The sequence below is a fragment of the Streptomyces sp. NPDC030245 genome, from assembly GCF_055572995.1.
In genome coordinates this window covers 198456-211125 of the sequence record NZ_JBVICF010000008.1, presented here as the reverse complement: position 1 = coordinate 211125, position 12670 = coordinate 198456, and the positions used below count along the sequence as shown (strand labels likewise).

Sequence of the window (12670 nt, the reverse complement as noted above, 5' to 3'; positions counted from 1 at the left end):
GATCCCGCTCTCCAACCAGCGATAGACACGTCCCCGGCAACCAGGGATAGACACGCCCCCGGCCCCATCGCGCCAACCGCTCCGGGGCGGGCGGGTGAGGCCCCTCCGTATCATCGTGGCCGATATGGACCGGATACGTAACTGGCTGCTGCCCGTCCTGCTGGCGATCCAGCAGCTGGCCTACTGGCCGGGCCGCGCGCTGCGCGAGGACGCTCCGGTCGGGCCGGGCCAGCTCGTCGCGGCGCTCACCGTCGCGGTCGTGATCACCGCGGCGCTCGGTGTACGCCGCCACCGTCCGGTCGTCTCGGCCGTCACCGTCGAGGCAGCCCTCGTCGCCTGCCTCCTTCTGCCGGAGGACGCGACGCTGCTGCACGCGTTGAGTCTGCTGGTCGCCCTGTACTCGGTCGCGGTGCGCTGTCCGGGGCGGACGGTCGCCGTCGTCGGCACCGCCCTCGCCGTCTGCGAGGCGGGGCGCTCGGCCCTGCTGCTCGACTCGGCGGTCGAGGCCTGCGGCGAGGCCGTGATCAACTGCGTGCTCTTCCTGACCGTCGCGGGGCTCGGGCGCAGCCGCCGCCGCTGGCTCGCCGGGCGCCGGGCCGCCGCGCGGGACCTGGCGCGGGCCGAGTCCGAACGGGCCCGCGCCGCCCTCACCGAACGCGAGCGGCTCGCCCGCGAACTGCACGACGTCAGCGCCCACCACCTCACCTCGGTGGTGGTCACCGCCGACGCCGCGCTCCGGCTCGGCGACGGCCGGCCCGAACTGACCGCGCAGGCACTGGAGTTCGCCGCGGAGTCCGGGCGCGAGACGCTGGCGGCGCTGCACCGCCTGGTGGCGCTGATGCGGACCTCGGCGGCGGACGAGGAGAGCGCCCTGGCGGACCGCGTCGACGAACTCGCCGCCGGTTTCGCCCGCCTGGGCCCGCGCCCCGCCGTGGACGTGGCGCCGGAGCCGGCGGCGCTGACGGGACCGGTCGCCGACGCGGCGTTCGGCATCGTGCGCGAGGCCCTCACGAACGCCCTCCGGTACGCGCCCGGAGCGGTGGTCCGCGTCCGCATCCACACCACGGAGCCCGACGGCACGCTGGACCTCACGGTCGAGGACGACGGCCCCGCCCACGAGGCCCCCGGCACGCCCGTCGCGGCCGCCCGCCAGGGCCTCGGCTCCGGCCGCGGCACGGCAGGCATGCGGGAGCGGGCGGCGGCCCTCGGCGGCACACTGACCTCCGGCCCACGCCGGGACGCCCCGGGCTGGTCGGTACGCGCCCGCCTCCCGCACGCCGCGGGCCTCGTACGCGACCGACCCACGAGCGACCCGGCGCTGCCGGAGGCCCCGGACTGGTCGGCGAGCGCCTGTCTCCCGCGAGCTGCGGGGTCTTTGCGCGGGCGACCCGCGAGCGGTCCTGTGGGGCCGGAGGGACCGAAGGGTCGGGGTCCGTCGGTGGGTGCTTGTCTTCCGCGCGCCGCGGGGCCTGCGAGTGGCGGGCCCGTGAGGGACCCTGTGCTGTCGGAGGGGTCGGGCTGGTCCGGGGGTGCTCGTCTGTCACGCCGGGCGGGGTTGTTGCGTGGCCGGTCGGTGAGCGGTCCTGTGGTGCCGGAGGGGCCGGGGCTGTCGGTGCGTGCTTGTCTGCCGCGCGTCGCGGGGTTCTTGCGTGGTCGGTCCGAGAGGGACCCTGTGCTGCCGGGTGGCTCGGACCGGTCGGTGCGCGCGTGCCTCCCGCGACGCGCGAGGGCTTCGCGTGGCCGGTCCATGAACGACCCTGTGTCGCCGGAGGCTTCGGATCGGTCGGTGGCTGTTTGGCTTTCACGCCGAGCGGGGTCCTTGCGTGGCCGGCCCGTGAGCGGTCCTGTGGTGCCGGAGGGGCCGGGCCGGGCGGGCTCGGTCGTGGGTGCTCGGCTCTCTCGCCGAGCGGGGGAACTGTGGCGTCGGGGTGCGGCGCACCCCGCCCTGCGGGGGCTGGATCTGTCCGATGTGGCGGTTGCTCTTGCCGTTGCCGTGTTGCCGGTCTTCGCGGTTCTCGTCGATGAGCCCGCGGCGGCCGGGCTCTCCCTCGCGCCCGCCGTCGCGCACGCGCTCCCGCTGCTGTGGCGGCGCCGGGCGCCCTGGGCGGTGCTGGGCGCGGTCCTCGCCACGGCGTTGCTCGGGCCGCTCGGCCTCGCGGTCGGAGTGCTGTCGCCCGCGGTGGCGCTGTGCCTGGTGGTGGCGGGCGGGGTCGGGGAGTGCGTCGCGGTGTACGCGGTGGGGGCGTTCGCCGGTCCGGCGCGCGTGACGTGGCTCGCGGCCGGGGTGGCGGCGGTCGGTCTGTCCCTGACCTCCATCGCCCTCGCGTCGGCCGACGGGATGGCGGACCTCGAAGAGGACGGCGGTACCGGCCTCCTCCTCTTCCTGTGCGCGGTGCTCAGCGTGTGCTTCCTGCCGCCGATGGCCGCGGTCTGGGGCCTCGGCGCGGTCGTCAGGACGCGGCGCGAACGCGTCAGGGCCTGGGAGGACCACGCCCTCACCGCGACGGTGTGGTCGGCCGTCGCCGAGGCCCACCAGGAGCGCCGCCGCATCGCAGCGGAACTGCGCGGAGAGGTCCTGCGCCACGCGCACGCGGTGGTCGCGCGGGCGGAGGCGGGCGACCTGCCCGGCGTCGCGGCCGGGGCCCGGGCGGCCCTGTCGTCGATGCGGGACCTGCTGGCGGCGCTGCGAGAGGTGACGGCACCCGGCGGCGTACACGAGCCGCTCCCGCAGCCGGTCCCGGTGGAGCCCGCACGTCAGACGGCGTGAGTCCACAGCAGAGCCCACAGCGGAGAGCCCGCAGCCGAGAGCCGAAGGAGAGAGCTCATCAACACCGAGCCCGAACGCACCCCCACCCGAGTGCTCGTCGTCGACGACCAGGCGGTGGTCCGTGCCGGCTTCGCAGCGATCGTCGACGCGGAGCCGGACCTGCACGTCGTGGCCGAGGCGGAGGACGGTGCCCGTGCGGTGCGGCTCGCGGCCGAACTCGCCCCGGACGTCGTCCTGATGGACATCCGCATGCCGGGGATGGACGGCCTGACGGCGACCCGCCTGCTCACGTCGGCGTCCGGCACGTCCGGCGCGTCCGGTACGTCCGCCACGTCCGCCCCGCGCGTCCTCGTCCTGACCACCTTCGACCAGGACGCCTACGTCCACGACGCCCTGCGCGCCGGCGCCTCCGGTTTCCTCCTGAAGGACGCGCAGCCCGAGGAACTCCTCGCCGGCATCCGCACCGTCGCCGCGGGCGAGGCGATGCTCGCCCCCACCGTGACCCGCCGCCTCATCGACGCGTTCGCCGGTACGGCCCCCGCACCCGACCCCGAACTCCTGGACGCCCTCACTCCCCGCGAGCACGAAGTCCTGACCCTGGTGGCCGCGGGCCACACGAACGCGGAGATCGGGACCGCGCTCGGCGTCACGACCGGCACGGTGAAGTCGCACGTCAACGCGGTGCTCGGCAAGTTGGGCCTGCGCGACCGCGTCCAGGCCACGATCCTCGCGTACGACCTGGGCCTCGCCCGACCGCGGACCCGCTGAAACGCCGACAGCACCCGGCTCCGCGCGGATGCCGGGTGCTGTCGGTGAACGCGAAAGCGACGCGGTGCGTCAGGCCTTCTTCGTCTCCCAGAAGATCTTGTCGATCTGGGCGATGTAGTCCAGCGCCTTCTGGCCCGTGGCCGGGTCCGTCGACGCCTTCGCGGCCGAGAGGGCCTTGAGGGTGTCGTTGACCAGCTGGTGCAGCTCCGGGTACTTCTCGAAGTGCGGGGGCTTGAAGTAGTCGCTCCACAGCACGGAGACGTGGTGCTTCGCGAGCTCGGCGCGCTGCTCCTTGATGACCACGGCGCGCGCCTGGAAGTGCGCGTCGTCGTTGGCGGCCATCTTCTCCTGCACGGCCTTGACCGACTCCGCCTCGATACGGGCCTGGGCCGGGTCGTACACACCGCAGGGCAGGTCGCAGTGGGCGCTGACCTTCACCTTGGGGGCAAACAGGCGGGAAAGCATGTTGCTGTCCTCCTCGTGATCGTCTTCTCAGGTGGGACATTACTCCGTGAGAGACGTGTTTTCGCGAGTGCCCCCTTGGGCTTAGGACAAAAGTCCAGGGTCAGACTGGGACTGGTGGAGGATAGGACCGGGGAGGTGCCGGTGATGCCGGAGCTGTCGCAGGAGAGCGAGCGCGGGAGGGCCGTCGTGCCGTGGGGTGCCGCTGAGGTGACGGGCCCTTCGATGGTGCCGACGCTGCACCACGGGGACCGGCTGCTCGTGCAGTGGGGGGCACGGGTGCGTCCGGGTGACGTGGTGATCCTGTGCCACCCCTTCCAGCAGGACCTGTTGGTGGTCAAGCGGGCCAAGGAGCGGCGCGGGGGCGGCTGGTGGGTGCTCGGCGACAACGCGTTCGCGGGCGGCGACAGCACGGACTACGGCGTCGTCCCCGAGGAGCTCGTCCTCGGCAGGGTGCGCTTCCGCTACCGGCCGCCGGCGCCCGGCCGCCGCTCGCCCTTCGCGCTGGTGCGCTGGGCGCTGGGCGCGGTGCGGCCGGTGCCGCCGGACCGCTCCGTCTCCAGGCGCTTCCGGGCGCGGTAGGCGGCGACGTTGGCGCGGGTCGCGCAGCGGTCCGAGCAGTAGCGCCGGGAGCGGTTCGTGGACGTGTCGAGGTAGGCGTTGCGGCACGGCGCCGCCTCGCACAGGCCGAGGCGGTCCACGCCGTGCTCGGTGAGGTGGAAGGCGAGGCCCATCGCGGCGATCGCGGCGTACCCGGCCGTCGCGTTCGACGGGTGGTCCGCCAGGTGCAGGTGCCACAGCGGGCGGTCGTCGTCGTCCCGGTGGTCGTGGCCCGAGATCTGCGGGCTGACGGGGAACTCCAGGAGCAGTGAGTTCAGCAGGTCGACCGCGAGCGTCTCGTCGCCGCCGTCCGCCGCCTCGAAGACCGCCCGGAGCCTGGCCCGCACGGAACGGAAGCGCGTGACGTCGGAGTCCGTCGCGCGGCGCGCCATCTGCGTGCTCGGCCCGAACAGCTCCCTGACCGCCTCGACGGACGTCAGGGTGTCCTTGTTGCGGCCCGGCTCCTCGCTGTTGACCAGGCGTACGGCGTAGTCCGAGTAATAGGCCAGTTCCACTTGTAGTCCTTACGAGGGCGGGCTATGGTCATTCCCATCGGCCGGTAATGGCCGATTGCGGTACCAGGGTATTACGTGTCGTACGTACTGGAGGGCTTCTCATGACGGAAACGGGGACCGGAACCGACGCCGGCGCCGCGCTCGGCACCGACTGGCGCGCCTGGCAGGACAGCTGGGACCGGCAGCAGCAGTGGTACCTTCCCGACCGCGAGGAGCGGTTCCGGATCATGCTCGACATGGTCGAGGCCACGGTCGGCACCGCGCCGCGCGTCCTCGATCTGGCGTGCGGTACGGGAAGTATTACGGACCGGCTGCTCAAGAGGTTCCCGGACGCGACCAGCGTCGGCGTCGACCTCGACCCCGCGCTGCTCACCATCGCCGAGGGCACCTTCGCCGGGGACGACCGGGTCACCTTCGTCACCGCCGACCTGAAGGACCCCGACTGGACCGCCGCGCTGCCGCACGACTCGTACGACGCCGTGCTCACCGCGACCGCGCTGCACTGGCTGTTCAGCGAGCCGCTCGCCGCGCTGTACGGGCAGGTCGCCGGGCTCGTCCGCGACGGCGGTGTCTTCATGAACGCCGATCACATGCCCGATCCGGCCACCCCGCGGCTGAACGCCGCCGAGAGTGCCTATCGGCATCGGCAGATGGACCGGGCCAAGGCCGAGGGGGTCCTCGACTGGAAGGAGTGGTGGCAGCTCGCGGCGCAGGACCCGGTCCTGGCCGGCCCCACCGCCAAGCGGTTCGAGATCTACGGGGAGCACGCGGACGGGGACATGCCCTCCGCGGAGTGGCATGCGCGGACGCTGCGTGAGGCGGGGTTCGCGGAGGCGCGGCCGGTCTGGGCCTCGCCCTCGGATGCGGTGGTTCTTGGTCTCAAGTAGGCCATCGACGGAAGGGGCGGTACGGACCAGTGATCCGTACCGCCCCTTCCGTGCGTTCCCGGGCGCGGGTCCGCCGTGGTTGCTCGCGCGGTTCCCCGCGCCCCTTACGGGGCGCTGCTACAGCACCTTCGACAGGAACGACTGCGTCCGCTCCTGCTGCGGGTTCGTCAGGACGTCGCGCGGGTTGCCCGACTCGACCACCACGCCGCCGTCCATGAAGACGAGGCTGTCGCCGACCTCGCGGGCGAAGCCCATCTCGTGTGTGACGACGACCATCGTCATGCCGGTCTCGGCGAGGTCCCGCATGACGTCGAGCACGTCGCCGACCAGCTCGGGGTCGAGCGCCGACGTCGGCTCGTCGAACAGCATCAGCTTCGGGTCCATCGCCAGCGCGCGGGCGATCGCCACGCGCTGCTGCTGGCCGCCGGAGAGCTGCGACGGGTAGTTGCCCGCCTTGTCGGCGAGGCCCACGCGCTCCAGGAGCTGGCCCGCGCGCTCCCGCGCCTCGGCCTTCGCGACGCCCTTGACCTGGACCGGCGCCTCCATGACGTTCTCCAGCGCCGTCATGTGCGGGAAGAGGTTGAAGCGCTGGAAGACCATGCCGATGTCCCGGCGCTTGAGGGCGACCTCGCTGTCCTTCAGCTCGTACAGCTTGTCGCCCTTCTGGCGGTAGCCGACCAGCTCCCCGTCGACGTACAGCCGCCCGGCGTTGATCTTCTCCAGGTGGTTGATGCAGCGCAGGAACGTCGACTTGCCGGAGCCGGACGGGCCGATGAGGCAGAAGACCTCACCCGTCTTGACCTCCAGGTCGATGCCCTTGAGGACCTCTACGTTGCCGAAGGACTTGTGGACGCCTTCGGACTTCACCATGGCGGTCATGGATTCACCTCACCCCCGGCGAGCGCAGGGACAGCATGTTGGCCTTGATCTTCTGCCACGGGGTGGCGGGCAGCGAGCGCGACGAACCGCGCGCGTAGTAACGCTCCAGGTAGAACTGACCGACGCTGAGGATCGACGTCATGATCAGGTACCAGCAGGCGGCGAGCAGCAGCGTCTCCACCGTCGCGCCGGACGACGTGCCGATGTCCTGGGCGTACTTGAGGAGCTCGTAGTACTGGACGGCGGCGACCAGCGACGTCGTCTTCAGCATGTTGATGAACTCGTTGCCCGTCGGCGGCACGACGACGCGCATCGCCTGCGGAAGGACCACGCGGCGCAGCGTCTTGTTGTGGCTCATGCCGAGCGCGTGCGCCGCCTCGGTCTGGCCCTCGTCGACCGAGAGCAGGCCGGCGCGGCAGATCTCCGCCATGTACGCGGCCTCGTTGAGGCCGAGGCCGAGCAGCGCCGTCAGGAACGGCGTCATGAAGTCCGACCACTCGTCCTTGTAGACCGGGCCGAGGTTGATGTAGTCGAAGACGAAGCCGAGGTTGAACCAGACGAAGAGCTGGACCAGGACCGGCGTACCGCGGAAGAACCAGATGTAGAACCAGGCGATCGACGAGGTCACCGGGTTCTTCGACAGGCGCATGACCGAGAGGAGCACACCGCCGACGACGCCGATGAGCATCGAGAGGAAGGTGAGGATCAGCGTCTCGCGGACACCCTTGAGGATGCGCTCGTCGAAGAAGTTGTCGGGGATCGCGCCCCAGTTGATGTCGCCCTGCGAGAAGGCGTAGACGATCGAGGCGAGCACGCCGATCGCCAGGACCGCGGCGATGTAACGGCCGAAGTGCCGGACCGGGATGGCCCTGATGGCCTCCGCCGGGCGGGCCGCGGGGACGTCGTCCGCCGGGCCCTTCTTGGAGATGTCTGGGGTCACGAGAGTGGCCTTTCAGCGACTGGGAGGGGGAGGGGCGGGGTCACTTGCCGCCGTTGATCTTGGCTTCCTCGACCGCGCCGTCCTCGACGCCCCACTTCTTGATGATCTTTTCGTAGTCGCCGTTCTTGATGATCGCGTTCAGCGCGGCCTGGATCGCGTCGCGCAGCTCGGGGTTCTTCTTGGAGACGGCGATGCCGTACGGAGCCGCCTCGACCTGCTCGCCGACCAGTTGGAAGTCCTTGCCGCCGCCCGAGGTCTTCACCGCGTACGCGGCCACGGGGAAGTCGGACGAACCCGCGTCGGCGCCGCCGGAGCGCAGCCGGGTCTGGGCCTGCTGGTCGTTGTCGAACTGCTCGATGGTGATCTTCTTGCCGCCCTTGCACTTCTTCGACTCGGCCTTGGCCAGGTCGTGCGAGACGGTGCCGCGCTGGACCACGATCTTCTTGCCGCAGAGGTCCGCCCAGGTCTTGATCCCCTGGTCGTCGCCCTTCTTGGTGTAGATCGAGACGCCCGCCGTGAAGTAGTCGACGAAGTCGACGCCGTCGCCGACCTTCTTGCCGGTCTCCTCGTCGATGCCTTCCTGGCGGTTCTTGGTGTCGGTCATGGCCGACATCGCGATCTGGTAGCGCTTGGAGCGCAGACCGCCGAGGAGGGTGTCGAAGGTTCCGTTCTCGAACTCGAACTTCACACCGAGCTGCTTGCCCAGCGCCTCGCCCAGATCCGGGTCGATGCCGACCGTGTTGCCGGACTTGTCCTTGAACTCGACCGGCGGGTAGGCGATGTCGGACCCGACCTTGATGACGCCCTTGTCGCGGATGTCCTTGGGCAGCTTGTCGGCGAGCGGGGCGTTGCTGACCGTGTCGCTCTCCTTGTCGTTGGTCTGGTCGCCGCAGCCGGAAAGCAGCAGCGAACCGACGACCGCGATCGTGCCGACCGCCGCAATCCGGGACTTCGCGGACTTCGCTGCGGTCTTACGACAAATGGAGCGTGCGGTCATGGTGGGTCCTCCGGCGGATGAGGGAGTTGCCGATGGGTCGGGCACACACCTTCGGGTGTCGCGACCTCGTGTGATGACGGCATCTTGCCATTCGGACCGTCCGATTCTGGGTGCCGGAGATGTCAAAATCGGATAACGGGCTCGCCTCGAAACGCAACATCCCGGTACGGCGGGGATGTAAGGGGGCCGGAGCGAATCACCGTTAACCAATCGGTAACCGGCGTATCTCGCGATGTGGACGATTGGCGCCCGACCGGGCCGCGAAATACCTTATTCGGAGAATGGGAAGGAATCGGGCATTCCCCAGTGACGCTCGTCCCGGCCTCCAGGGACTTCTGCTGAGCATGCTGCAACCAATGTCACTCGCCCGTGCCCACCGCCTTCGGGTACAAAGGTTGGCTACACCCCTCATCCGGGGCTCAGGGCGCGTGTGCGGCGCGCCCGCGTGTCCGTACCTCCCTCCGCCGACAGGCGGGGAACGGACACGGTGCCCGCCCACTTCTCAACCGGGAGTGGACACCCTCAACTGATGAATAAGACTTAAGGGGTCAGACAAGTGGCAGCGGAGATCGTCAATCCTCGCAGCGACAGCAGTACGGATCATGAGGGCCCCGCGGGTGCGGCCGAGCCCTTCGATCCGGCGTTTGCGCTGCACCGCGGCGGCAAGATGGCCGTGCAGGCCACCGTGCCGGTCCGCGACAAGGACGACCTGTCCCTGGCTTACACGCCCGGCGTCGCGAAAGTGTGCAGCGCGATCGCCGAGCGGCCGGAGCTCGTCCACGACTACACGTGGAAATCGAATGTGGTCGCCGTGGTGACCGACGGGACCGCGGTGCTCGGTCTCGGCGACATCGGCGCCGAGGCCTCCCTCCCCGTGATGGAGGGCAAGGCCATCCTGTTCAAGCAGTTCGGCGGCGTGGACGCGGTGCCGATCGCGCTCGCGACGACGGACGCCGACGAAATCGTCGAGACGGTGGTGCGGCTCGCCCCCTCCTTCGGTGGCGTCAACCTGGAGGACATCTCGGCGCCGCGGTGCTTCGAGATCGAGCGCAAGCTCCAGGAGCGGCTCGACATCCCCGTCTTCCACGACGACCAGCACGGCACGGCTGTCGTGACGCTCGCCGCGCTGCGGAACGCGGCGAAGCTCACCGGGCGCACGCTCGGTGAACTGCGCGCCGTGATCTCCGGCGCCGGCGCGGCCGGTGTCGCCATCGCCAAGTTCCTGCTGGAGGCGGGGCTCGGCGACGTGGCGGTCGCGGACCGCAAGGGCATCGTCAGCCGGGACCGGGACGACCTCACCCCGGTCAAGCGGGAGCTCGCCGAGCTGACCAACAAGGCCGGGATCAGCGGCTCGCTGGAGGCCGCCCTCGACGGTGCCGACGTGTTCATCGGCGTCTCGGGCGGCACCGTCCCCGAGCCGGCCGTCGCCTCCATGGCGCCCAACTCCTTCGTGTTCGCCATGGCCAACCCGAACCCCGAGGTCCACCCGGACGTCGCGCACAAGTACGCGGCCGTGGTCGCGACCGGCCGTTCGGACTACCCGAACCAGATCAACAACGTGCTGGCCTTCCCCGGCATCTTCGCGGGCGCGCTCCAGGTGCGGGCCTCCCGCATCACCGAGGGCATGAAGATCGCCGCGGCCGACGCCCTCGCGGACGTCGTCGGGGACGAGCTCGCCGCGGACTACGTGATCCCGTCGCCGTTCGACGAGCGGGTCGCCCCGGCCGTGACGGCCGCGGTCGCCGCCGCCGCCCGGGCGGAGGGCGTCGCCCGCAGCTGACCCGACGCGACGCGCCACACACCGCGCCCCCTGCCGCCACATCGCGCGGCAGGGGGCGCGGTGTTTGGTGGGCGGGGTGTCGGGTGTTGGGGCGCGGTGTGTGTCACAGCCGTACGTGGTTCCGCCGGGGCGGCCGTCGCGCCTAGGGTCGCCTCATGTTCGCTGCCTACGCTGCTCGTATCGACCGTGACCAGCCGCTCGACGGCCTCGAGTTGGGGGAGCGGCCCGCCCCCGAGGCGCGCTCCGGCTGGTCGACCGTGAACGTCAGGGCCGCCTCCCTCAACCACCACGATCTCTGGTCCCTGCGCGGGGTCGGCCTGCCCGAGGAGAAGCTGCCGATGATCCTCGGCTGTGACGCCGCAGGGATCGACGAGGACGGCAACGAGGTCGTCCTCCACTCGGTCATCGGCCAGACCGGCCACGGCGTCGGCCCCCGCGAGGGCCGCTCCATCCTCACGGAGAAATACCAGGGCACCTTCGCCGAGCAGGTCGCCGTCCCCACCTGGAACGTGCTGCCCAAGCCGAAGGAGCTGTCCTTCGCGGAGGCCGCCTGCCTGCCGACCGCATGGCTGACCGCCTACCGCATGCTGTTCACCAACGCCGGTGTACGGCCCGGGGACTCGGTCCTCGTGCAGGGCGCCGGCGGCGGCGTCGCCACGGCCGCGATCGTCCTCGGCAAGGCGGCGGGACTGCGGGTCTTCGCCACGAGCCGGGACGAGGCCAAGCGCAAGCGCGCGCTCGAACTGGGCGCGGTGGAGGCGGTCGAGTCGGGCGCGCGGCTCCCGGAGCGCGTGGACGCCGTCATCGAGACGGTGGGCGCGGCGACCTGGTCCCACTCGGTCAAGTCGCTGAAGCCCGGCGGCACGCTGGTCATCTCGGGGGCGACGAGCGGCGACCGCCCCTCGCACGCCGAGCTCACCCGCATCTTCTTCCTGGAACTGAAGGTCGTCGGCTCGACCATGGGCACCAAGGACGAGCTGGAGGACCTGCTGGCCTTCTGCGCGGCCACGGGTGTCCGGCCGGTGATCGACGAGGTGCTGCCCCTGGACCGGGCCCGCGAGGGCTTCGAGCGACTGGAGTCCGGCGACCTGTTCGGAAAGATCGTGCTGGAGGTCTGAGGGCTGGGAGCCGACGTCCCGATGTCTGTCAACTTGGGTTGACGAGCGCTTGCATGTCAACGTAAGTTGACATGCATGACCGAAGCAACGGATCTCGCCGAGCGCGCGGGCGATCACGACCCACGGGTCGGGCTGCGGGCCGTCACCGCGCTGCGGAAGCTGGTGGAGCAGTTGGAGGCCGTGCAGGTGCGCAGTGCGCGCCGGCAGGGCTGGTCGTGGCAGGAGATCGCCGCGGAGCTCGGAGTGAGCAGGCAGGCCGTGCACAAGAAGTACGGGAGGCAGTGATGTTCGAGCGGTTCACCGAGGAGTCCCGCGCCGTGGTCCTGGGCGCCACCGGGCAGGCCGAGCGGGTGGGGTCCTCCGCGGTCGACGACGGGCACATGCTGCTGGCCCTGCTCGCGCGGGTCGGCCAGGGGGCCACCAGCCGCGCCTCGTTCGCGCTGACCGCCCTGGGGGCGGCGGACCGACGCGAGTCGATCGAACGGGCCCTCGCCGAGGCGCGGCGCAGGGGCGGACTCTCGCAGGCCGACACCGAAGCGCTCGCCGGCCTCGGTGTCGACGTCGAGGAGATCGTCGCCCGTGTGGAAGAGGCGCACGGGGCCGGGGCGCTGGCCGGCTCGCGCACGGGCGGACGGCGCCCAGGCCTGAAGGCCCGGCTCGGCCGACTGCCCTTCACCCGGGACGCCAAGGAGGTCCTCGTGAAGTCCCTGCGCATCGCGAGCGCGCGGCGCGACCGGGTCATCGGGGGCCATCACATCCTCCTGGCGCTCACGGTCCGCCCCGGTGTCACCTCGGAGGTCCTCGCGGACCACGGGGTGACGTACACGGAACTGGAGCGGGTTCTCTTCGCCGGGGTCTCCTGACCCCGGCGGGGCCCAGGTCCAGGCCCAGGCCCAAGCCCAGGTCCGGTCCAGGTCCAAGCCGCGGCCGGGTCCGGGGGAGGGTCTCCGGCCCGGG

Annotated in this window: 13 protein-coding genes; 8 read left to right on the top strand and 5 right to left on the bottom strand. The window is 71.2% G+C overall.

Annotated elements, in window-relative coordinates; translation table 11 throughout:
- Window positions 1-124 precede the first annotated feature (124 nt).
- Window positions 125-2767, top strand: coding sequence for a sensor histidine kinase (locus ACZ4Z4_RS22535; protein ID WP_468329911.1), 2643 nt, complete (start codon window positions 125-127; stop codon window positions 2765-2767).
- Between the two features lie 90 nt (window positions 2768-2857).
- Window positions 2858-3535 (top strand): response regulator, encoded by a 678-nt coding sequence (locus ACZ4Z4_RS22530; protein WP_468329908.1) that lies wholly within the window; start codon window positions 2858-2860, stop codon window positions 3533-3535.
- Window positions 3536-3604: 69 nt separating this feature from the next.
- On the opposite strand, the gene sodN is transcribed toward ACZ4Z4_RS22530, so the two are convergent.
- Window positions 3605-4000: a superoxide dismutase, Ni gene (sodN, locus tag ACZ4Z4_RS22525; protein WP_187811750.1), complete on the bottom strand. Its 396-nt coding sequence runs from the start codon at window positions 3998-4000 to the stop codon at window positions 3605-3607.
- Window positions 4001-4144: 144 nt separating this feature from the next.
- Between sodN and sodX the strand changes: the two genes are divergently transcribed.
- Window positions 4145-4579 (top strand): nickel-type superoxide dismutase maturation protease, encoded by a 435-nt coding sequence (gene sodX / locus ACZ4Z4_RS22520; protein WP_468330459.1) that lies wholly within the window; start codon window positions 4145-4147, stop codon window positions 4577-4579.
- On the opposite strand, the gene ACZ4Z4_RS22515 is transcribed toward sodX, so the two are convergent.
- On the bottom strand, window positions 4462-5112 hold the full coding sequence (locus ACZ4Z4_RS22515) for a CGNR zinc finger domain-containing protein (RefSeq protein ID WP_468329905.1): 651 nt from the start codon (window positions 5110-5112) through the stop codon (window positions 4462-4464). The two genes, sodX and ACZ4Z4_RS22515, sit on opposite strands and share 118 nt — an antisense overlap.
- A 101-nt stretch (window positions 5113-5213) precedes the next feature.
- On the opposite strand from ACZ4Z4_RS22515, the gene ACZ4Z4_RS22510 reads away from it, so the two are divergent.
- Window positions 5214-5999, top strand: coding sequence for a methyltransferase (locus ACZ4Z4_RS22510; protein WP_468329902.1), 786 nt, complete (start codon window positions 5214-5216; stop codon window positions 5997-5999).
- Between the two features lie 117 nt (window positions 6000-6116).
- Here the strand turns inward: ACZ4Z4_RS22510 and ACZ4Z4_RS22505 are convergent, their stop codons facing one another.
- The 3 genes from ACZ4Z4_RS22505 to ACZ4Z4_RS22495 are packed head-to-tail and all read right to left on the bottom strand — an operon-like array spanning window position 6117 to window position 8815.
- Window positions 6117-6878, bottom strand: coding sequence for an amino acid ABC transporter ATP-binding protein (locus ACZ4Z4_RS22505; protein ID WP_150172160.1), 762 nt, complete (start codon window positions 6876-6878; stop codon window positions 6117-6119).
- 4 nt (window positions 6879-6882) lie between these two features.
- Window positions 6883-7818 (bottom strand): amino acid ABC transporter permease, encoded by a 936-nt coding sequence (locus tag ACZ4Z4_RS22500; protein ID WP_468329899.1) that lies wholly within the window; start codon window positions 7816-7818, stop codon window positions 6883-6885.
- A gap of 40 nt (window positions 7819-7858) precedes the next feature.
- Window positions 7859-8815, bottom strand: coding sequence for an ABC transporter substrate-binding protein (locus ACZ4Z4_RS22495; protein WP_468329896.1), 957 nt, complete (start codon window positions 8813-8815; stop codon window positions 7859-7861).
- Window positions 8816-9371: 556 nt separating this feature from the next.
- On the opposite strand from ACZ4Z4_RS22495, the gene ACZ4Z4_RS22490 reads away from it, so the two are divergent.
- From ACZ4Z4_RS22490 to ACZ4Z4_RS22475, 4 genes are all read left to right on the top strand, one after another.
- Window positions 9372-10595, top strand: coding sequence for an NAD(P)-dependent malic enzyme (locus ACZ4Z4_RS22490; protein WP_468329893.1), 1224 nt, complete (start codon window positions 9372-9374; stop codon window positions 10593-10595).
- A 155-nt stretch (window positions 10596-10750) separates the two neighbouring features.
- A complete protein-coding gene (locus ACZ4Z4_RS22485) occupies window positions 10751-11713 on the top strand; it encodes a zinc-binding dehydrogenase (protein ID WP_468329889.1) in 963 nt (320 codons plus the stop codon).
- Between the two features lie 75 nt (window positions 11714-11788).
- A complete protein-coding gene (locus ACZ4Z4_RS22480; RefSeq protein ID WP_468329886.1) occupies window positions 11789-11998 on the top strand; it encodes a helix-turn-helix domain-containing protein in 210 nt (69 codons plus the stop codon).
- Window positions 11998-12576 (top strand): Clp protease N-terminal domain-containing protein, encoded by a 579-nt coding sequence (locus ACZ4Z4_RS22475; protein ID WP_468329883.1) that lies wholly within the window; start codon window positions 11998-12000, stop codon window positions 12574-12576. Before ACZ4Z4_RS22480 ends, ACZ4Z4_RS22475 begins: the two co-directional genes overlap by 1 nt.
- Window positions 12577-12670: the final 94 nt, after the last annotated feature.

Excerpts from the sequence above, each read along its gene's own strand:
- ACZ4Z4_RS22535 (WP_468329911.1), top strand. The coding sequence starts at position 125 with ATGGACCGGATACGTAACTGGCTGCTGCCCGTCCTGCTGGCGATCCAG.
- sodN (WP_187811750.1), bottom strand. The coding sequence starts at position 4,000 with ATGCTTTCCCGCCTGTTTGCCCCCAAGGTGAAGGTCAGCGCCCACTGC.
- sodX (WP_468330459.1), top strand. The coding sequence starts at position 4,145 with ATGCCGGAGCTGTCGCAGGAGAGCGAGCGCGGGAGGGCCGTCGTGCCG.
- ACZ4Z4_RS22510 (WP_468329902.1), top strand. The coding sequence starts at position 5,214 with ATGACGGAAACGGGGACCGGAACCGACGCCGGCGCCGCGCTCGGCACC.
- ACZ4Z4_RS22505 (WP_150172160.1), bottom strand. The coding sequence starts at position 6,878 with ATGACCGCCATGGTGAAGTCCGAAGGCGTCCACAAGTCCTTCGGCAAC.
- ACZ4Z4_RS22495 (WP_468329896.1), bottom strand. The coding sequence starts at position 8,815 with ATGACCGCACGCTCCATTTGTCGTAAGACCGCAGCGAAGTCCGCGAAG.
- ACZ4Z4_RS22485 (WP_468329889.1), top strand. The coding sequence starts at position 10,751 with ATGTTCGCTGCCTACGCTGCTCGTATCGACCGTGACCAGCCGCTCGAC.
- ACZ4Z4_RS22480 (WP_468329886.1), top strand. The coding sequence starts at position 11,789 with ATGACCGAAGCAACGGATCTCGCCGAGCGCGCGGGCGATCACGACCCA.
- ACZ4Z4_RS22475 (WP_468329883.1), top strand. The coding sequence starts at position 11,998 with ATGTTCGAGCGGTTCACCGAGGAGTCCCGCGCCGTGGTCCTGGGCGCC.